This is a genomic window from Pedobacter sp. N23S346 (genome assembly GCF_048515415.1).
In the GTDB taxonomy this organism is placed as follows: domain Bacteria; phylum Bacteroidota; class Bacteroidia; order Sphingobacteriales; family Sphingobacteriaceae; genus Pedobacter.
The window spans coordinates 274,909-296,857 of record NZ_JBLYEE010000003.1 but is presented as its reverse complement, the minus strand read 5'-3'; the positions used below and the strand labels follow the sequence as shown (position 1 = coordinate 296,857).

General features: G+C 37.9%; 16 protein-coding genes. 9 read left to right on the top strand and 7 right to left on the bottom strand.

The annotated features are described in order from the left end of the window. Window positions 1-34 precede the first annotated feature (34 nt). From ACN1CD_RS08030 to ACN1CD_RS08020, 3 genes are read left to right on the top strand one after another with little or no spacing between them, the layout of a single operon-like run. Entirely contained in the window at window positions 35-1,552 is a 1,518-nt protein-coding gene (locus ACN1CD_RS08030; protein WP_419129893.1) for a hypothetical protein, read from the top strand. An 18-nt stretch (window positions 1,553-1,570) separates the two neighbouring features. Next, complete coding sequence (locus ACN1CD_RS08025; RefSeq protein WP_419129892.1) at window positions 1,571-2,050, top strand: hypothetical protein; 480 nt, start codon at window positions 1,571-1,573, stop codon at window positions 2,048-2,050. Window positions 2,051-2,092: 42 nt separating this feature from the next. Continuing rightward, window positions 2,093-2,935 carry a DUF6929 family protein gene (locus tag ACN1CD_RS08020; protein ID WP_419129891.1) on the top strand — a complete coding sequence of 281 codons (843 nt, stop codon included), beginning with the start codon at window positions 2,093-2,095 and terminating at the stop codon, window positions 2,933-2,935. 521 nt (window positions 2,936-3,456) lie between these two features. Here the strand turns inward: ACN1CD_RS08020 and ACN1CD_RS08015 are convergent. From ACN1CD_RS08015 to ACN1CD_RS08005, 3 genes are all read right to left on the bottom strand, one after another. Continuing rightward, window positions 3,457-5,274 (bottom strand): serine hydrolase domain-containing protein, encoded by a 1,818-nt coding sequence (locus tag ACN1CD_RS08015; protein WP_419129890.1) that lies wholly within the window; start codon window positions 5,272-5,274, stop codon window positions 3,457-3,459. Further along, complete coding sequence (locus tag ACN1CD_RS08010; RefSeq protein WP_419129889.1) at window positions 5,261-6,895, bottom strand: amidohydrolase; 1,635 nt, start codon at window positions 6,893-6,895, stop codon at window positions 5,261-5,263. The genes ACN1CD_RS08015 and ACN1CD_RS08010 overlap by 14 nt, the downstream gene beginning before the upstream one ends. Before the next feature lie 87 nt (window positions 6,896-6,982). Continuing rightward, window positions 6,983-7,549 carry a DUF4870 domain-containing protein gene (locus ACN1CD_RS08005; protein ID WP_419129888.1) on the bottom strand — a complete coding sequence of 189 codons (567 nt, stop codon included), beginning with the start codon at window positions 7,547-7,549 and terminating at the stop codon, window positions 6,983-6,985. Between the two features lie 185 nt (window positions 7,550-7,734). On the opposite strand from ACN1CD_RS08005, the gene mutL reads away from it, so the two are divergent. The 6 genes from mutL (at window position 7,735) to ACN1CD_RS07975 (ending at window position 16,153) form a co-directional block, all read left to right on the top strand. Then, window positions 7,735-9,573: a DNA mismatch repair endonuclease MutL gene (gene mutL / locus ACN1CD_RS08000; RefSeq protein WP_419129887.1), complete on the top strand. Its 1,839-nt coding sequence runs from the start codon at window positions 7,735-7,737 to the stop codon at window positions 9,571-9,573. Between the two features lie 236 nt (window positions 9,574-9,809). Beyond that, window positions 9,810-10,550 (top strand): rhomboid family intramembrane serine protease, encoded by a 741-nt coding sequence (locus ACN1CD_RS07995; RefSeq protein WP_419129886.1) that lies wholly within the window; start codon window positions 9,810-9,812, stop codon window positions 10,548-10,550. Continuing rightward, on the top strand, window positions 10,543-11,397 hold the full coding sequence (locus ACN1CD_RS07990) for a rhomboid family intramembrane serine protease (RefSeq protein ID WP_419129885.1): 855 nt from the start codon (window positions 10,543-10,545) through the stop codon (window positions 11,395-11,397). The genes ACN1CD_RS07995 and ACN1CD_RS07990 overlap by 8 nt, the downstream gene beginning before the upstream one ends. Continuing rightward, entirely contained in the window at window positions 11,397-12,521 is a 1,125-nt protein-coding gene (locus ACN1CD_RS07985; protein ID WP_419129884.1) for an endonuclease/exonuclease/phosphatase family protein, read from the top strand. Before ACN1CD_RS07990 ends, ACN1CD_RS07985 begins: the two co-directional genes overlap by 1 nt. 95 nt (window positions 12,522-12,616) lie before the next feature. Then, entirely contained in the window at window positions 12,617-13,249 is a 633-nt protein-coding gene (locus ACN1CD_RS07980) for an NAD(P)H-dependent oxidoreductase (RefSeq protein ID WP_419129883.1), read from the top strand. 177 nt (window positions 13,250-13,426) lie between these two features. Further along, entirely contained in the window at window positions 13,427-16,153 is a 2,727-nt protein-coding gene (locus tag ACN1CD_RS07975) for a carboxypeptidase regulatory-like domain-containing protein (RefSeq protein ID WP_419129882.1), read from the top strand. A gap of 203 nt (window positions 16,154-16,356) precedes the next feature. On the opposite strand, the gene ACN1CD_RS07970 is transcribed toward ACN1CD_RS07975, so the two are convergent. The 4 genes from ACN1CD_RS07970 to ACN1CD_RS07955 all read right to left on the bottom strand — a co-directional run bounded on the left by ACN1CD_RS07970 (window position 16,357) and on the right by ACN1CD_RS07955 (window position 21,279). Then, window positions 16,357-17,316, bottom strand: coding sequence for a 2-hydroxyacid dehydrogenase (locus tag ACN1CD_RS07970; protein ID WP_419129881.1), 960 nt, complete (start codon window positions 17,314-17,316; stop codon window positions 16,357-16,359). A 51-nt stretch (window positions 17,317-17,367) separates the two neighbouring features. Next, entirely contained in the window at window positions 17,368-18,165 is a 798-nt protein-coding gene (locus ACN1CD_RS07965) for a DUF4249 domain-containing protein (RefSeq protein WP_419129880.1), read from the bottom strand. 3 nt (window positions 18,166-18,168) lie between these two features. Then, entirely contained in the window at window positions 18,169-20,493 is a 2,325-nt protein-coding gene (locus tag ACN1CD_RS07960) for a TonB-dependent receptor (RefSeq protein WP_419129879.1), read from the bottom strand. A 123-nt stretch (window positions 20,494-20,616) separates the two neighbouring features. Then, entirely contained in the window at window positions 20,617-21,279 is a 663-nt protein-coding gene (locus ACN1CD_RS07955; protein ID WP_419129878.1) for a GDSL-type esterase/lipase family protein, read from the bottom strand. Window positions 21,280-21,949 lie beyond the last annotated feature (670 nt).

The following is a 21,949-nucleotide window of genomic DNA, read 5'->3' as shown; positions in this document are numbered from 1 at the left end:
ATCGATGTAAGTTTGGTTAACTAAAACAAATTATATGCGACAAAAATCTAAACTTAGCAATAATTCCATCCCTAAAAATTTATTTCTATTACTTCTTTCTTTCATAACAATCGCCATCGGATGCAGAAAAGATATTGATAACAAGCAACATGATGAACAGATTAATTTATTAAAAAACTGGTATAGTCAGCATTCCTCTAGCTTTAATTCAAGCAGCAAAACCTTTGCCAGGCTTAAACCCGATTTCAATAGTGCTTACACATCTTTTATAAAAGGTTTAAATGTAACTGAAATTAATTTCGAGAAGCCAAACTCTATTATTTTCACTGCTGGAATTATAGATGATAAAGCAAAAGAAAAACTTAGAGCCAATACTGAAATAAAGCTCATTCTTTTTAATACCCATAAGACCCCAGATGTTAGCGGTGCATATATGGTTTCTGTTGCTACTGATGGAAATTTAATCAACGTTCATTATCAAGATTTCAAGGGGTTTAACGGGACCATCAGATATTACAATTTAGATGGAAGTTTTGAAAATGGATATCAGATACAGAATGGTAAAATTGAAAAAATTCTATCTAAATTGAATTCATTAAACGCTAACTTAATGGATCTTAGCAATGCCAAAGCAATGAAAATCGCAAAACAAAGTGGTAAATATGGCGAAAAACTCATGTTATTTAATGCCAATGGCGGATGCAATATCGCTACAGTTACGGAATATGGATGGCAGTGTGTATCTATAAACAACCATCCAGACATCCCTGTTATCTGTTCTTTAACGCAGGGTGATACAGAGACCTATATGGTATGTGAGGGAGGTGGTGTTGGAAATGATATTGGCGGAGGTGGTTATACCGGAACTGGTGGTACTGGTACGCAAGGCGGTGGAGGAGGAAGTGAGGGTTCAAATACAATTCCATCAGACCCATATATACCTGGACAAGATCATGAGGCAATAGATCCAAAGAAGTATACAAAATGCTTCGATAATATCCCTGATGCTGGAGCTACCTATAAAGTTATTGTTCAAGTTTTAGAACCAGTCCCGGGAACTTCACTTAATTACGGATTTGTAAATGGTGTTGGACATACAGCAATAACACTTATCAAACAGGGAAGCAACGGATTTAAGGTAACACAAACTGTAGGTTTTTATCCAACAACTAACCCATTTAGTAGTGCATCAAAAATGGTTAATAACTCTGATCAAACAGACTACACGATCAGAATGATATTTGACATGGGAAGCAATACAACAGATTTCAAGAAAATTTTAGCAGGTGTAGAAAATCCTCCTTCGCATTATGATTTATTGGAAATGAATTGCACAGCTTTTGTTGTCGGGATATGCTCTTCTGGCGGAATATCTTTACCTAATGCATTCACAACAGTTGGAGTTGCTGGTGCAGGTGGAGTTACAACAGCAATGACACCCGGAGGATTGGGACATAGCATGAGAAATGCCCATTCACAAGGAGATAACAGAGTTTCTTCTGGCCCAACCTCTGTAAGCAATAATCCTGCTAGTAATGGTCCCTGCAATTAATTGATTAAAATAAGCAAAATGGAATCACATATTGAAATGCGAATAGAACAATTCAGCAAACCCCTATACATAATTAATGGAATTTGCTTGATAATGAGTACTTGGTTTACATATAAACACTATTTTTATAATGATGGCAAAGGAATTGATGATATATTCTACATGCTTTCAATTTTCACTTTACATAGCTTCTTTGGATTAATTGCTCTTACAAAAGTAAGCGATGCAAAAGTTTATAAAAACTGGTTAATTATAACAAATATTTTCATTTTATTATCTGTTTTTTTTGTTGAAAAAGAACTTATAAAAAGTGGATTTTATATAGTAATAATTCCCTTTATAGCTTATTCTGTACCACAATTTTTAAAAAATAGGAAGACAATAATTAACTTAATGAAAGTATCATTTATTTGTGCTTTTATAACTTCAATACTCCCCATTTTCTCATTTATAATGTCCGTCATTTCTATAATTATTGGATTAATAAATCCATCTTGAGTTTGTTAAACTCAAGTCGGCGCTTTTTTGTTATCTTAAATCATGTATTCAACACATTTAGAAATTTTCAGGCAAATAAAAGGAATCGGTTCTGCTTCCGGGATATTCTCCGCTGATGAGCAGCTTTACATCGTTGGTGACAATAGTGGCTTTTTGAATAAATACAATGTAGACACGTATGAATTGGAGAAGATCCAAATATTATTCGATCAAACGGTTACTGAAAATGAAAACATCCCGAAACATTTAAAGCCTGATTTTGAAGTGCTCTGCCGCATTGATAACCACCTTTACATTTTAGGTTCTGGCTCTACTGCTGCAAGAAACTTTTTAATTAGATACGACTTAACCAAAAGAATGGTTAGCCAGGAAAGTTTAAGTGAAACTTACGAAAAGATGAGGCTTGTTTCTGGCATCAATACTGATAATTTCAATATTGAAGGTGCTGTTTTCAAAGGAACAAACTGGCTACTTTTTAATCGTGGAAACGGAGATGAAACAAAAAATGGTATTTTTATCTTATCAGGAAAAGATTTAACCGATGCTGTCGATATCAAGTTTAGCACATTGCAATTGCCTAACATCAATCATGTAGAATCGTCATTTACCGATGCAACGTTGGTAGGAAATGATATTTTTTTTATCTCCACTGCAGAAGATACAAAATCAACCTATAACGATGGCGAGATTCTGGGCAGCTTTATCGGAAGCATCGATGCAAAAAGTTTAAAACTCAATTTTAGTTATAAAATCCCTGGTCAGCATAAGTTTGAAGGCATAACTTTATTTAAACAAGCCAAAAATAAAATGGAGTTTTTGCTTTGCGAAGACCGCGATACAGAAGAATTAAATACAACCATATATCAATTAAGTTTAACTTTCTAACACAAGCTTGCTAATAAAGTATTGATGGATTGTCAACCAGAGCGCAGCGAAGGATCCCTGCGTTTCTACCCACCACCTTGGTTCAGCACCGAACCTTTTTTCACATTTGCATAAATGGTGGGTTAAAACAATCGTCATCCTGAACTTGCCTCAGCACCTAAAAAAAACGTCATTGCAGCAGATGAAGATTTTGCTAGTAGATTCGTCCTCCAGTATAATGCAAAGGTTGGTCCCGCAGATCTAAATGATTACCGCAGATTTTTACCGCTCGCTTCTGCGGAAATCTTCTTAATCTGCGGGAAAATTATCTAAGCGAGCAGGGTGGCAATAGCAAAGTACGAAAAATGTTTTTCTTGCACCCTTTCCATTCTAGGGAAAGGTGCCGTTAGGCGGATAGAGATTTTTTCTCATCAAAGGACTTGTAAAAAATATCCTTAACGGTGTTTCGACAAGCTAAACATTGCAAATCTTAATAAAAATTATAATACATCCATTTATAATTACGATTTGAAATTAACTTTTTACTTTTTAGCATCATCAATCGCCTTATTCACCACATCCTGGATTCTACCCCTAATTTTAAGATTTGATAATTTATCCGTTACCGTTGGGTTTACCCGGTTTGATAAGAAGATGTAGACCAAACCACGGGAAGGATCTACCCAAACACAAGTACCTGTGTAGCCTGTATGGCCATAAGTTTGTGGAGAGGCTAAGTTTGAAGGATAGTGTTTCGTAGTATCAGGATCCCAGCGATCAAAACCTAAGCCCCGGCGACTCACATTTGATTGTTTTGCCGTGAACGTATCTACCGTTTGTGGTTTGAAATATTCCGTTCCGCCATAAGTACCCCGATTCAACATCATTTGGTAAAGGATGGCAAGATCGTTCGCACTGGCAAATAAGCCAGCATGTCCGGATATTCCTCCAGCCAATGCAGCACCCTGATCATGAACATAACCAACTAATAATGTCTTTCTGAAATAGGTATCCTGCTCCGTCGGAATAATCTGCTCTTTGTTAAACCTGTTTCTCGGCAAAAAGCCAGCGGTTTGCATCCCGAGTGGTTTATAAAAATTTTCGTAGGTATATTGGTTAAGTGGTTCTTCACTGATGTGTTCTACAATATCCTTCATCACATACATGCTAATGTCGCTATACACATATTTTCCACGGGTTCTGATAGGCGAATTAAGCATTTTAGGCCACATAAAATCTTTGAAGAATCCTTTTTTAATATAGTAGTTATCAGCCACTTTAGTGGGATATGCAGCAGAAGAATCTCTGCTGTAATCGCCGGTTTTAACATAATCATGGAAAGGAATGTAAGGAATAAAACCAGCCTGATGCAACATCACCTCCCTCACCGGAATATTATTCATTGGCGAAGTTCTGGCTTTGGCAATGTAAGTACCAATAGTAGTATCTAATTTTAACTTTCCTTCTTCAACCAAACGCATCACAGCAGGTGTGGTAGCAGCGATTTTCGTTACAGATGCCAGATCAAAAATATCAGTAACACGATCAGGCACATTTGTATCGTAAGTGTGTGTTCCGTATGCTTTGTTGAAAATTACTTTTCCATCTTTAGCCACCAAAACCACCAAACCTGGAGTAGCTTTCTGACTGATGGCCTCTGCAGCAATGGCATCTATTTCGGTTAAACCATTCGAATTTAACCCAGCATCTTCTGGCACAGTGTACTTCAAGCGGGTTTTTGGCGTTACAAAACCTGAGCCCATCGTGTAACGCGGAGAAAAAGCAGTGGTGAGTTTATTCTCAGCCGCTATACCACCGAAAATATATTGCGGAACCAGTGCCGCAGCATCTGCGTTGTTTTGTGCTGTATAAACAATTGGAGACTTTAATGAATCAAAAGCCTTCAACCCTGTTCCGTTCCCGAAAAAAGCCAAAATCACTTTTTTGGTTTTGCTGATACTGTTAATGAAATTGAGATACCTTGGTTTATTAATGTTCTGATCATCGATGGAAACCAAAATGGTATTGTAATATTTCAAATCATCTTCCAGGTCGTTAAGATTCAAACTATCGCGATAACCATCAGCAGAAAAAGAAGTAATCTTATCATATTTATTGGCGAGGCTATCAAAAACCATACTATAGGCAAAACTTAAACTTACTGAGGCAATGGTCTTTTTTTCCAGCGATTTTAATGGAATAATCGTATCCTGATTATTTAACACCACAATCGTTTTGGAAATGGTATTGGCAATAGAGAGTTTCCTTTCATTACTGGTATGCTCTTGTGCACAAGCCATTAGGCACAGAATATTCAAAAAACTTGCCGCAGCCAGAATCACTAATCTATTTCGCTTCATATACTTTCTCCCCGTTCAGGTAGGTTTTTAATACTTTGGTTTTTAATATGTTTTGTGGTGAAGATTTCAAAATATCCTGGTCGAGGATCACGAAATCAGCAAATTTTCCCTTTTCCAGACTTCCTTTTTCCTGCTCCTCGAAGTTGGCTTTCGCTGCCCAGATTGTCATTCCTCTCAATGCTTCTTCAGGCGTTAAGGCATTCTCGATCTGAAAACCTCCTTTCGGAAAACCTTTCGCATCTTCTCTCACCGTCGCAGCATAGAACGTTAATAATGGATTAATGTTTTCTACCGGAAAATCTGTTCCCAATGGAATCCATCCATTTTGTTTCAGCAATTGCTGGTAAGCATAAGCACCTTTTATTCTGGTTGCGCCTAAACGTTGTTTGGCCCAATACATATCGGAAGTGGCATGTGTTGGCTGTACAGATGGCACGATACTGGCGCTGCCAAATAAGTTAAAATCATTTTGATTTACAATTTGTGCATGTTCAATTCGCCAGCGTTTATCATTCTTTCCTTTTAAAATTTTATTATAAATTTTCAGTATTACACGGTTAGCGGAGTCGCCGATAGCATGGGTACACATCTGGAACCCTTTGGCCGCAATTTTCTCGGCAACTTCTTCGAAATGCTTTTGATCGCTCAATAGAAATCCTGTTTTAGCAGGCATATCGGTATAAGCATGAAGTAAACATGCTCCCCTGGAGCCTAAAGCGCCATCAGCATAAACTTTGAATGCACGAACATTTAATCGATCTGTTTTAATCGCGCCACGTTTAAAAAGGTAATCGTAATTTTGAGGCGCATCAGCCAGCATGACATACAAACGCATTTTCAACTTATTTTTCTGCTGAAGCTTCTCCATTAAATCTACCGTCTGGTATGGCAAACCGCAATCATCAATGGTAGTTAATCCTGCTGCGAAACAGTTCGTTTGTGCATCGGTTAGAATCTTTTCAGCAAGACTGGCATCTGGCACCGGGATTTTACTTTCTACCAAAGCCACGGCGTTATCAATTAATACGCCAGTAAGTTTTCCTTTTTCGGTGAGCATATCGCCACCCGTTAATTTTTGTTCTTGGGTGATGCCAGCCTCATTAAATGCTTTTTGATTAACAATAGCAGCATGGCCATCAACTCTATTCAGGAAAACAGGTCGGTTGGGGAACAATTTAGACAATTCTTCATTGGTTGGGAAAGCTTTATTTTCCCAATCGTTCTGATCCCAGCCATTGCCGATCAACCAGCCATCAGGATGTGTTTTGGCGAACTCGGTGAGTCTTTGTAGAATTTCCTTCCATGATTTTGTGTCACGTAAATCTGCTGCCTGCAAACTTTGTCCGTAGCCGAAAAAATGGGCATGCGCATCTATAAAACCTGGATAAATGGTTTTACCATCTGCATCTACTTCATTTTTTGAAGTGTATCTGGCCTGAATATCCTGAATTGAGCCTAAATCGAGAATTTTTCCATTCTTTACAGCAAAAGCTTCAACAGTATCAAATTGATCATTAACTGTGTAAACCTTGGCATTGTAAACGATTATATCCGCCTGCTCTTTCTGACTACAGGAAGAAAAAAATGTGGCAAAAAGAAGCGCGTAAAAAATGGATTTCATATCGATAAAGATAGAAATTTGTAACCATTTGGGATTGTAAATTGAGTTTTACAAAATGAATAATAAAACGAAAGAATATTTCATCGTTTACCTTAAAAAAGGAACCGCCGGTTGATAAAAAACTTTATTATTTTTAATTGATAACCCTACATTGAATAAAATAAAGATCAAATTTAAAACATACAGTGCAAACAAACTCACCAGAAAGCTCTCTGGCCGCCCTAATCTACCAATATGTAGTATTCTCCCAAAAATACCTGATAGGTAAACAGAACAAGTCATTACACTCCAGGTAATTTGAAAGTTCAAAAGTTTTCTACCGGCCACTTCTTCTGTGTTAGATTTGTCTTTTTTAAGAAGCCAAATCAATAGTGGAGTTAAAAATCCTAATAATGGAAAGATAAGAAAAGTTAAGGCAGACAAATTTAGTAACGACATAAAGTTGCTCTTCACATCTTCGCTAACTTTCAAAAGGTCGTCAGGTTTTAAACCAAATACTTCAGCTATCCTGATTAAAGTATCTCCTCTAGGCTGTGTTTCATTCAACTCAATTCGTTGGATCGTTCTTAAACTTAAGCCTGCCCTCCTGGCCATTTCCTCTTGACTAAAAGCATGCTGATTTCGAAGTTCTTTGATTCTTTCTGATAATTTCATATTTTCTTAAAGCGTTTGAACAAATGTAAGTCTATAAATTATTTTTCACTCAAGACTTCTTTACGTCATTTCTACGACAATTTATTTAAGGGATGAACAACAGTCATTTACATGTTGAGTTTTAAACAAATCCCTTTCCTTAAGCTTATTTTCTATAATTTAGCACATTCACTTTGCCATAATACATGACTGATATTATCCACTTATTGCCTGATGCTGTTGCCAATCAAATTGCTGCCGGAGAAGTTGTTCAACGGCCAGCTTCGGCAGTAAAAGAACTGCTCGAAAACTCTATTGATGCCGGCGCAGACAAAATACAACTGGTTGTTAAAGATGCCGGAAAAGCATTAATTCAGATTGTTGATAATGGCTGTGGAATGAGCGTTACTGATGCGCGCATGTGTTTTGAGCGACATGCTACATCCAAAGTAAAAAAAGCCGAAGATTTATTTGCCATCCGCACCATGGGTTTCCGTGGTGAAGCCATGGCTTCTATTGCGGCAATTGCCCAGGTGGAAATGAAAACCCGCCGGCATGAAGATGAAATCGGCACTTGCATTTCCATAGAAGGTGCACAGGTAATTGCACAAGAACCTGTTGCAACAACTGCCGGAACTCAAATCTCCATCAAAAACTTATTTTTCAATACCCCTGCCAGGAGAAATTTTCTGAAAAGCAATCCAGTTGAAATGCGTCATATCATCGATGAATTTCAACGGGTGGCACTGGCACATCCTGGTGTATTTTTCAGTTTATACCACGATGGAACAGAAATCTTCAATCTTCCGAAGGGAAATTTGAAACAGCGGATCGTCCATATTTTTGGCAACAACTATAACGAACGTTTGGTGCCTGTAGAAGAAGAAACGACTATCATTAACCTTAAAGGCTATATTGGCAAACCTGCTTTCGCGAAGAAAACCCGTGGTGAACAGTTCTTTTTTGTAAACAATCGTTTCATTAAAGATCCTTATTTAAATCATGCCGTAAGCTCTGCTTTTGAAGATCTTTTACCTGACGATAGCTATCCGCTTTATGTCTTGTTTATTGAGATCGATCCGTCGAAAATTGATGTGAACGTTCATCCTACCAAAACAGAGATTAAATACCTGGATGAAAAATCCATTTATGCAATTTTGAAATCGGCCGTTAAGCGTTCGATAGGAAGATACAACATTGCCCCTACTTTAGATTTTGATCAGGAAACTGGTTTCAGTAACATGATTACGCATAAAGCGGTAGAAGATATCGTTCCGCCGAGCATTAACTTTAATCCGGATTTTAACCCCTTTGCCAGTGATAGCAGTTCTGTTTCCGGTTACGCTTCCTCGCCAAGAAACTACGATGCAAAACCGAGCGCTAAAAACTGGGGATCATTGTATGAAATTACCGATCAGCCGGTGATCGAGCAAACGTCGATTTACGCAGAAGACACCAATGAACTGGAAACGCCGAAAAAGCAATATATGCAATTGCACAATCGCTACATTGTTTCGCAGATCAAATCTGGCTTAATGGTAATCGACCAGCAAATGGCACACGAACGAATCCTTTACGAACGTTTCCTCGTACATCTCGATGATCGGAAAGGTGCTTCGCAACAAAGCTTGTTTCCACAAACCATTACTTTAAATGCCAACGATTTTGAACTGGCCAAAAGTTTATTGGATGATATAAAAAGTTTAGGCTTCGACGTACGGGAATTCGGTAAAAATACGTTGGTGGTAGAAGGTGTTCCTGTAGACTTAGGAAGCAGCAATATTAACGAAACGCAACTCTTTGAGCAATTAATTGAAGGTTTTAAAAACACTCAGCAAGAATTGAAGTTAAGTAAGCGTGATCGCCTGGCCCGGAGTTTAGCTAAAAATAGTGCAATTAAAGCTGGCACCGCTTTAGCGCAGGAAGAAATGAATACCCTGATTGATGAACTATTTGCCTGCAAAACGCCTAACTTTAGCGTGAGCGGAAAACCCGTGATCCAAACCATTACCCTTGGAGAATTGGATAAGAAGTTTGAGAAGTAGGAGAAGCGGAAAGCCTAAAGACTAAAGCTAAAAGACCAAAGCTTGATAGCCATGACGGTAAACGAAGGACGAAAAACAATAGACTAAAGTTATGAGTTGAAAGTTATAGGTTGTAAGTTATAAGGTCAAAGCTAAAAGCCGAAAGATTAGCTTGATAGCCATAACGGTAAACAAACAACGATACGCGATAGACGACCAACGAAAAACGACAATAACGATAGAAGATAAACTAATAAATGAACAACATATATATCCCACCAGTAGTAAAAAATCTGCTGATTATTAATATTTTATTTTTTCTTGCCACACTATATTTTGAAACAAAAGGAATCAGATTAGGCTTTTCCCTTGGTGCTTTTTATTTCGATTCGCCATTAGCGAAACCATGGCAGCCGCTTACCTATATGTTTATGCATGGTGGCTGGGCACACATTTTCTTCAACATGTTTGCACTTTATTCTTTCGGTACATTATTAGAAAGCCGTTGGGGTGCCAAGAAATTTTTAACATTTTATTTAATCACCGGGCTTGGCGCATTGGCATTACAATTGGGTGTGCAGGCATTTGAAACTTATCAGTTAACAGGCGCAGTGGTAAATCCTGGTGCAGTTACTGTAGATTTTGCTTCAAACATGGTTCAATCAAATGTCAAGGGCTTAAATAATGAGCAATTAAACAAGTTGATTGAGATTTACACCACCCCGATGGTTGGCGCATCTGGTGCTATTTTTGGGTTATTGGTTGCGTTTGGAATGCTTTATCCAAATGCAGAGCTGATGATCATGTTTATTCCAGTACCTGTAAAGGCGAAGTACATTATACCTTTTTATATTTTAGTAGAATTATTTTTAGGCATCGGTCAGTTTGAAGGAGATTCTATTGCGCACTATGCACACTTGGGCGGGGCTTTAATTGGCTTCATTCTCATTAAAATATGGAAGGATAAAAACACAAATTTTTACAATTATTATGAATAATACTTTTAAAGATTTAAAGTTTAAGATCTTTCAATCTGGCAATCCTCTGTTTTTTTACATTGGTATTAATGCCATTTTATTCCTGGCCACAGCGATCATCTCTGTATTTTTGTTTCTCGGCAAAAGTGATTTTATTATTGGGGAATGGATCAGGGATTATTTTGGTGTGCCTGCAGCATTTTCTGCACTGCCAACCCGTTTCTATACGGTACTTACCTACATGTTTTTTCATGATGGCTTTCTTCACCTCTTGTTCAATATGCTTGGGCTATTCTGGTTTGGAAATATTTTTATGAATTTCTTAAAAGGCAAACAATTTCATTTTGTTTACCTGGCGGGGGGCATGGCTGGTGCATTAATTTACATTGCAGGTTTAAACATCTTCCCTGCTTACGCTGGTGGTTTGGTTGGGCAAACTGTTATTGGTTCTTCAGCGGCGGTAATGGCCATTATAGTAGCTACGGCTACACTTGTTCCAAACTATACCATTATGTTAATGCTTATTGGTGAAGTGAAGATAAAGTGGGTGGCAATCGCTTATTTCCTGATTTCATTTATTGGATTATCATCTGCCAATGCCGGTGGTAACCTGGCACATATTGGTGGGGCACTTTTAGGCTTTGCATTTATAAAAAGTTTGCAAAGCGGCCGCGACTGGAGTAAATTATTTGAGCGGAAGCCAAAACTTCGCGTCGTTAAAAATGAAAAACCGCCCATAAAAAAACCTGCTTTTAAAGATGTTTCGCAAAAAGAAATTGATGAAATTTTAGATAAGATTTCATCTTCAGGTTATGATAAACTCACTGCAACTGAGAAAGAAAAGTTGTTCAAAGCAAGCAAAGATTAATGGCAAATAAAAAGTATAATTTACTGGATAAACTTTTATTACCAATTGCAATTATATTGGCAATAGCATTGATATTGGGAACAGTTGCAGGCAATATGGATCCGAGGCAACATCCCATCATTGCTTTTTTTGGTTTAGCTTATCCTTATTTTTTATTCCTTCATATCATTTTCATCGCCTGGTGGTGCATTAGTAAAAAATGGATTTTTGCGTTGGTGAGTGTATTGGTCATCGCCTATGGCTACAAAACATTAAGGGCAACTTTTTCTATCATGGGCGATCAGGGGCCCGTGGCGAAGACTGAAAACAGCATCAGAATGATGACCTATAACGTTCATAATTTTAAGTTATATGGCGGCGAAAATGATGAATCGGTAAAAGAGAAAATGCTTCAGGTAATAAATGAACAGAGTCCTGATATCATCTGTTTCCAGGAATTTTACACGCGTTATAAGGGAAACTTCGATATCATCGATAGCCTGAAAACGATTCTAAAAACAAAGCACTTCTACTTCGTACCTACCAATAAAAATGATTATGAAGCCATTGGCTTAGCTATTTTTTCCAAGTTTCCAATCAAGCATTCAGGCAAAATTTCTTTTGCAGAAGGTTATGCCGGAAACATGAGTATATATACCGATTTAGACATTAAAGGGCAAACCTTACGTGTTTATAACGTGCATTTCCAATCTATTTCTTTTGAGAAGCAGGATTATGATTACCTGGATAAGGTGAAGGAAATGAATACACAGATTCAACCATCTAAACGCATCTTAAGAATGCTAAAAAGTGCATTTTTAAAGCGAAGCAGTCAGGTAGATGAAATGAAGAAGGAAATGGACAATTGCAAAATACCATACCTGATTGCCGGCGATTTTAACGATACGCCCGCTTCCTACGTGGTGACGCAGATTACCGAAAAGCTGAATAATGCTTTTATCAAAAAAGGTTCGGGTTTTGGAACGACCTATAATGGTAAATTTCCAAATTTCCAGATCGATTACATTGCTACTTCGAAAGATTTGGAAGTGCTGAATTATAAAATAGAAAAGGCTAAGCTATCAGATCACTTCCCGGTTAGAAGTGATTTAAAATTCATTACAAAAACAGCAGAAACAAAATAATCTGTCTGCTTATGGCAGAATTGACTATTTCTTAACATAAATCAATAATTACAGCTAAATTAATTTAGATCTTTGTTTACAAAATTCAAAAAACTATGAGCACAATAGACGCACTAAACTGGCGCTACGCCGTTAAAAAAATGAATGGTCAACCGGTAGAACAAGAGCAGGTTGATAAAATTATAGCGGCTGCGCACCTGGCTCCAACATCATCAGGTTTGCAACCATTCAGAGTTATTTTGATTACCAACCAGGAATTGAAAGAGAAGATCGCACCCATTGCTTACAACCAATCACAAATAATAGATTCTTCTCATCTATTGGTGTTTGCTGCGCAAGAAAAGTATACAGAAGAAGGCATAGATAAGGTATTTGATAGAATGAATACTGAACGTGGTTTGCCATTAGATACAACTGATGCTTATAAAAATCAGTTGAAAGCGACTTTATTATCTAAATCTGATGAAGAAAACTTCCACCATGCGGCCAAACAAGCTTACCTTGCTTTTGGAATTGCCATTGCTGAAGCTGCTGTATTGAAGGTAGATGCTACACCGATGGAAGGCTTTAATAATGCTGCGCTGGATGAACTTTTAGGTTTAGACAAAAAAGGCCTAAAAAGCGTAACCTTATTGCCGCTCGGCCATAGAGATGAAAATGGCGATTGGATGGTAAATCTTAAAAAAGTCCGTACCCCTAAAGATGAATTTTTAATCGAAATAAAATAAGTTATTTAACGTCAATTCAGAGTTGTCGACTTTAATAGCCATCTGGTTATAAAGTTGACAACTATTCTTCCCCAGCGCAACAGTATTTTATGTAAAAAAGTGTTAAACATGATGACAATTTAGGCGCTCTATTTTTAATTGGATATATTTACAACCTAAGTATTTAATTTCCAATTCATGAAAATTTTTAGACTATCCCTTTTAATACTCTCCGTTCTCCTCACTATAAACTTCTCTTCATCGGCACAAACCGATACCGTTAGTATCAATACCCTCATTAGTAAAACCAGTAAAGCACTTAATGATTATCCATCGGAGAAAATTTACCTCCATTTTGATAAACCATATTATGCCATTGCCGATACGGTTTGGTTTAAAGCTTATGTAACCGAAAATCAGAATCTGCTTTCAGGAATCAGTAAGATCGTTTATGTTGATGTGATTAATCAGAAAGATTCGCTTATTCAAACCATTAAATTACCCATCACTGGTGGCGTGGCGAATGGAAACTTCCCGTTAGACCAGGTAAACTACAAACAAGGAAATTACCATGTTAGGGCTTACACCATGTGGATGCTGAATTTTGATAGTCCGGCGTTTTTTAATAAGACTTTTTTTGTTGGCGAGGCTATTGACAAAGAAGTAAAAACACACATCACTTATAAAGATACATCTAACGATAAGCAGGAAAAAATTGATGCACGCGTACAGTTCAAAGACCCTAATAATAAACCTTATGCCAATCGAAATGTGAGCTGGCAGGTGGTTACCAGCTATACCGTTATTGCAAAAGGAAGAGGTACAACTGATGCAAATGGTTATCTAACCATTGCCATGAGTGCCAACCAGAAAGCAGAATATCAATTGAAGAAAGGCGAATTGATTACCAGCATCAATACGACTGATAAAGATGTAGCAAACAATAGCTTCACCTTGGCTAATGCGATTCTGAGTAAAGATTTTCAATTCTTCCCGGAAGGAGGAAACTTCATTGCAGGTTTAACAAACAAAGTTGCCATTAAAGCAATTAGGAGTGATGGATTGGGAATCAACTCGAAAGGAACCGTTACCGATAGCGATGGCAAACAAGTGGCTACATTTAATGCCCAGCATGTAGGGATGGGAAGCTTTGATTTACTTCCCGAAACTGGAAAAACTTACAAAGCCAATGTGACTTACGTTGATGGAACAACGGAAACTTATAACCTGCCTGCGGTAAGTGAAAAGGGCATTAAAGTAACCGTTGATAATACTGATGCAGAAAATATTCAGGTAAAAATCCTTTCTAATGATGGTTTTTTCGAAGAGAATAAAGGAAAGAAGTTTTACCTGGTGGCGCAAAGTAAAGGTGTAATTTGTTACGGTGCGCAAACCGCTTTATCCAATAAAGAATACAGCTCAACGATTTTAAAATCAAAATTCCCATCTGGCATTGCACAATTTACCTTGTTTACCGATGCAGGAAAACCATTGAGTGAGCGACTGGCTTTTATTCAACATAAAGATAACATGGCAGTAGCCCTAACCACTGCGGCTCCATCTTATGGGGTTAAGAAAAAAGTAAAAGTAAATGTTGCTGCTAAAAAAGACGGTGTGCCAGTAGAAGGAAATTTCTCTGTAACTGTGGTTGATGAAACCAAAGTTCCGGCGAATGAAGATGCCGCCAGCACCATTTTAACTGGTTTACTTTTAAGTAGTGATCTTAAAGGTTACGTGGAAAAAGCCAATTATTACTTTAACGCTCCAGACACAAAGAAGAATACAGACCTGGATAATTTGCTGCTTACGCAAGGTTATCGCACCTTTAATTACAGCAATATTCTTGCTGGCAGCCTGCCAAAAATCAGCTTTTTGCCAGAGCAGGGAATTGAGGTTTCAGGGATATTGAGGATGAGTAACGGGATTCCGGTTAGGAAAGGCCAGTTGTTGTTAACCATCCCTGATAAGCGTTTCAACCTGGAAGGCACTACTGATCCAGTAGGAAACTTTAAATTCCAGAATTTAGTTTTAAATGATTCTTCAAAAGTGACCATCACCGCAAAATACAATCCGAATTACAGGGCTATGGCCATTAGTTTAAACGGTTCTCCGGTACCAAGTTTAACCCGAAATTTCAGTGCAGCAGAAGAGGTTTTGAATATTGATAGTGCCCTTACTACCTATTTAGATAATAGCAAAAAACAATATTCTTACCTGCATACCTTGAAAGATGTTGTAATTAAGGGGGCAGTAATTCCGAAAGTGAGTCATAAGGATTACCCGGCCTTAACGGGTTTGAGCCAAATGGCCGATCATGAAGTTACCGGAGATCGTTTACAAGGTTGTGCTTTGTTGATCAACTGTTTACAAGGCATGCTGGCAGGTGTTACTTATCAGGATAATAATTTTTACGTAACCAGAGATTTTAATGCTGGAAAACGCATTCCGATGGGGATTTTTATTAATGGAATGAGCGTTGATGTAAACCAGATTAACACCTTAAATCCAAATAATATCGAATCGATTGAGGTATTTTTAAGAGATGAGCTGGGATTGGTAAACCGTGCGAATAACGTAAATGGTGTTATCGTTTTCAACCAGAAGAAAGCGCCAAAAGGAACTAAAATTTCTAAAGCGCAATTGCTGGATATGATTCCTAAAAATTACGAAGTAACTTTCTCTCCGCAAGGATACAACAAAGAGAAACAATTTTATTCGCCTAAATATGATGTTCCGGCTAATATGAATAGAAATGATTTGCGTACCACTATTTACTGGAACCCGAAAGTAATTACTGACGCGACTGGAAATTCATCTTTCGAATTCTATAACGCAGATGGAAAAGGCCAATATAAAGTGATCATAGAAGGGATTGATGCCAATGGAAACTTAGGTAGATCAGTGTTACGTTATACCGTTAAATAAAATCAATAGCTTTATGATAGAAGGCTCGAATGCATACGCATTTGAGCCTTTTTTGTTTATCTACTATAAAGAGTAAAATATTTCCCGCTAATTTTGCAGATTACGCAGATCTAGAGCGCTTAATTGCATTCTATATGGCTCAGATCCATTTAAGTCTACGCTTTTTATCACCTTAAATCTGCGGGAAAACCACCCGATCGCCCTTACCAAATAGGATGTGGCAATTTCTCACCATCCAATCCGGCGATGATATTCTCAGCGATAAGATTAGCCATTGCATCTCTGGTTTCTTCTGTGGCAGAGCCAATGTGAGGCAAAACAGCAACGCTATCCATATTTAGTAAAGGATTATCTTTCTTCATCGGTTCCGGATTAGTAACATCCAAACCAGCACCCCAGATCATTTTTTCTTCTAAAGCCTGAATCAGGTCTTTTTCATTATGGATTCCGCCTCTTGCTGTATTTACAAAAATCGACTTCGGCTTCATCTTTTTAAAAGCCTCCATCGAGAACTTATCTTTGGTTTCATCAGTCAGTGCAGTATGTACAGAAATGACATCGCTCTGCGCCAACAGTTCATCAAAAGAAACATATTTGGCATCAATCTCTTTCTCTGCATCCTCATTACGGGATCTGTTGTGGTAAATAACAGTCATCTGGAAAGCTCCGGCACATTTCTTTGCCATCTCTAAACCAATTTTCCCTAAACCGAAAACGCCTAAGGTTTTACCATTTAATTCGATACCGAGTTCTGGCGTAGGTTCATAATTGTGCCAGTCGCCATTAATGATTTTTTTATGCAGGTAAAAAGCTTTTCTCGAAACCGCCAGCATCAATAAAAATGCGGTATCAGCAGTCGCGCCACTTAGCACACCTGGCGTATTGCCAACAGGAATATTCAACTTTTTGGCCTCCTCCATATCAACCTGATCAAAGCCTACAGAGTGAAGTGCAATAACTTTTAAATGTTTGCAGGCATTTAAAAATTTAGCATTAATTTTGTTAGGGCCAACACTCACTAAAGCATCCTGATCCTGACAAGCCTCAATTAATTCATCAGCAGAAATTTGTCTGTCTTCTTCCCACCGGGAGATTTCAATACCATGATCTTCCAGTTGCTTTACGCCAACCTGTGCAATATTACCACTTATAAATACTTTCATACTTTAAAAACAAGGAACCTTTTCAGGAGTTTTAATATTTTAAAATCAGTACTATTTTACCGTAGCATTCATCCTTTGGAAAGTATTCGCGCTAAAATAGCCTAATGCACCATTAGAAATGTTAGAGGTAGGATTTGAAGGCGTTGTGCCTTGATTTGGTCCTCTTCCATCCTGCTGACTTAGCGCAAACCAATAATTAAAAATGTTCGAATCAATTCCTTCCATTTCAATACTGAAAGTATCTCCGCTTTTTAAACCATCATCGTTATCATTGGCTTCGTAAAACAGTTGGACACGAAGATTATTCCCATTGGTTAACCGATCATTTTCAACGAAGATCCGATCAGCAAAAACTCCATTTACATACAGGTTGAAATGATAAGCATTAGTTTGGTTAGCAGGATCAACAAAAAAAGCAGCAGCCGTTTTACGCTCCTCTCCAAAAAAAGAATTACTAACTACACCAATCGAATCCAACTTAACCGGATTGGGCATTTTAGAACTGGCCTGATAGTTTTTACCTTCAGCAGTAACATCCATGGTATAGGTTACACCATAAACTCCTCTCATTCTGTTCACGTAGATACCAGGTGATTTCTCCGTAAAAGCATAATTATTTCCCCTGCTGTCTGTTACCTTAACCGTGGCTCCGGTTATTTTCGGATAAATCCCTACCTCATCATAGCCAACCGTTTTAGTGATCAAAATTTGTTGTTCAACCAAACGGTCTACAATTTTCCCTTCAATCACAACCTGAGGTTCGGCATTTTTAGTGTCGATTTCGATAATTTTAGTACAAGACGTAAGCCCGGCAGTGGCAATCAACAGATATATAAAAAGTCTTTTCATGGTTTAAAATTTAAAATTCCAGGTAACAGATGGAATAATGCCAAAAAGGGAGGTTTGCTCCGCAGCTGTTTTACCAGGGTTTGTTGGATCGTTTATAAACTCTATGGAATAAGGGTTCTTCCTGGCCAGGGCATTGTAAATACCAAAGTTCCAGCTCGACTGAAATCTTCCCCTCCGCTTTCCTTCCAGCGTTGCACTTAAATCCAAACGCATGTTATATGGCATTCTGCCTGCATTTCTTTCCGTATAATAATAAATGGTTTGGCCGCCTACCACATATTTCCCTGCCGGAAAAGTCACCGCATTTCCTGTACTGTAAATAAAGCTGGAGGAGAATGTCCACCTTTTGTTGAGGTTATAAATACCCACAACAGATAAATCGTGTGTACGATCCTGCCTTGCCGGAAAATAGTTTCCATTATTTAACTGTGCAAATTTGCGTTCGGTTTTAGATAAAGTATAACCTACCCAACCGTTCAGTTTTCCAAATTTCTTTTTGAAAAATAATTCTAAACCATAAGCCCGCCCGATGCCGTAAAGTAATTCTGATTCTACATTGGAATTGGCAAGCAATTGCGCTGCATTCTTATAATCAATTTGATTTTGCAACCATTTGTAGTAAACCTCTCCGGAGAGTTCAAATTTATTTTCATCGAGGTTTTTGAAATAACCCACCGCTACCTGATCTGCAATTTCTGGCTTGATGTTATTACTGCTTAACACATATTGATCGGTAGGTGAACTTGATGTGGCATTGGTTAAAATATGGATGTTTTGCGTGTTCCTATTATAAGACGCTTTTACGGAGTTTTGCTCATTAAATAAATAACTAACAGAAAAGCGAGGTTCCAGATTGAAATAGTTTTTATGAAACTTCCCGCTGCTTACGGTTTCAGTGCTGACAATGTTGCCGCTAGCATCGTATTCGCTAAAGTTACCCGGGCCCAAAAGTGAAAAAGCAGCCAACCGAACACCATATAAAAAGTTCAGCTTTTCATTCGCCGCCCATTCATCTGACACATAAGCTGCGCTTTCCAAGCCATACCTTTTTTCTTGCGTAAGTGGATTTACCTGAGATGCCTGACTGGTAGTGATATCAATCGGCGAAATACGGTGATGCGTGGCATTTACCCCAAACCTCAGCGTATGCTTATTGCTGAAATATTGAAAATCTTCTTTAAAATTGAAATCCCGAACCAAAGAGGTCGCCTTAAAGTTGGTTACATCATTTAGCAATTGTACCGTGTAGTTGTAATTATTGTAAATTAGGGAAGTATTGGAAAACAACCGATCGTTAAAAATATGATTCAGGCGGACGGTAGTGGTAACATTACCCCAGTTATTTTCGAAAAGATCTTTGATCCCGATATTATCCTTGCCAAAGTAGCCAGAAAGGTAAATGGTATTTTTATCGTTAATTTTGTAGTTCGCCTTGGCATTTATATCATAAAAATTTAAGGTACTTCCGTTGATGGAAGAATCGGGAGAGGCCCGTAAAAACAGATCGATATAAGTTCTCCTGAAACTCACCATAAATGATCCTTTATCTTTTACAATTGGTCCTTCAGCTTTAAACCGGGAGGCAATTAAACCAATTCCACCCTGAAACTTAAATTCCTTATTATTTCCATCATCCATTTTAACATCTAATACAGATGATAAGCGGCCACCATATTGCGCTGGCATTCCACCCTTATAAAGACTTACATCCTTTATGGCATCTGCATTAAAAGTGGAAAAGAAACCTAACAGATGTGATGAATTATAAACCACCGCTTCATCCAGAATAATCAAATTTTGATCGGCCGCGCCGCCACGAACATAAAAGCCTGTATTTCCTTCACCGCCCGATTTTACCCCCGGCAGCAATTGAATGGTTTTTAAAACATCTTTCTCGCCCAATAAAACAGGGATAGAATTTAAGGATTCCATATCGATCCTTTCTAAACCCATTTGCGCACTTTTAACGTTTTCGTTTTTGCGGTTATTGGCACTTACCGTTACTTCGGCAAGGTCATTAGCTGTTTTCAGTTCTTCATTCAGCTTAATATCCTTGTTTAAATCGATATTTCTGGTTACAGGAACATAGCCTGTGTAACTGATGGTAACAGTATAAGTTCCCTGAACTTGCGTCAAAGCAAAATAACCATATCCATTGGTTAAGGTGCCAGCACTTACCGGACCAGTAAGTTTAACGGTTGCACCGATGAGTGTTTCGCCAGAACCCGCATCGCGAATGGTACCACTTAGTGTAAATTTATTTTGCGCAAAAATAGAAGAACTGAGTAAAAGGAATGAAAGAACAGAAAGGTAAAATTTTATCAACATATAAGCGCAACATTTTGAGATGAAACCTCAAATGTACGAAATACAAAATGATGTAGATGTGACGAATCTGTTAACTAAAATGCGTTCTGTAATTTGATAAAACACCACCAAAACAACCTGTGGTTATTTCTTCAATAAGTGCGGTTCTACAGCCTTCCTCCAGATGGCATAGCCAGCCACGTTCATGTGAAGCATATCTTCAACAAAAAGTTCAGGGCGAAGTTTTCCACCTTTGGTGAGCATCAAGCTATACACATCGATAAATTTAGTGTTAGCCTCTTTAGAAAGAAAGGTTTTGATCAAAGCATTCGAAGCGATTGCTTTTTCTTTAAATGCATCTCTGCTTGGGCTAGGCTTAATTGAAATGTAAACAATTGGTGTATTTGGAAGCTTTGCCCTGATCGATTGGTAAAGATTAACCGTTCTGTTTAACACAGAATCTGGAGTGGTTTGCGCATTAGGCAGATCATTCTCTCCAACATAAATTACAATTTGGCGGGGCTGATATGGGAAAACAATGTCTTTCAAATAAAAAGTAATATCGTTGGTTACTGCACCGCCGATACCCCGATTTAGTGCATTGTATTTCGCAAAAACCTGTGTTAAATCGTCCCACTTCCGAATGGAAGAACTGCCCACAAACAAAACCGGATTAACCGGTGGCTTAAATAATTGATCATATTTTTTAATGGTTTGCACATCATCCCAAAAAGCGGGTTTGCTTTGACCAAAGGCAGCAATAATTATAAGTTGCAAGAAGAGCAGAGTTAAGCATATTTTTTTCATGCGGCTATTATTATTTAAAAGCACACAAGGTAGTAATCATCCTAAAAAAATGCAGTAAAAAGTCTGTAACGGATTGAATAGTTTGAACAATATAACTTCAAAAGCGGTTAGATGTAATAGAGTTTAAAACAAAAAAAATCATTAAGACTGACGAAGTTTCCCCTATGCGCAAATTCCCTCTAAGCTTCGTAAGTCTAACTTGCGAAGTCTCAAAGGGCAGAGCGTAGCAGGACTTCGCAAGTTTCTGATTTGAAACATTCATGTATTAAGAAAACGAAGAATTCATCATTTCAGTTCAAGCGAATTTACCACCCCACCTTTCAGGCAACCTCCGGAGGAGGAGAATAGCAATGCGCAGATAACGATCGCTGTAAAAGCCAGCAAGGCCAAACCACTGTTTCTTCGTTCTGCTCTTAGACCGGCATGGTCAATTTTTCGGGATGGCACTAACCTAGCCTAACTACTGACTTTAACAGAAAAACGGCGCAGCCCTCATGAATACCATTAAAAACATATAAACTATATGAATAATTGCGAGCCGGCAGTTTTGTTTCTTTTGCTGTCAAAAGAAAATAAGCCCGTCCGACAAGGACAAAATAAAATCGTTTTAAATACAAAGAGTGAAAGACATTTTAATTGTAGCATCATGTTATTAATAAACGCAGATAGC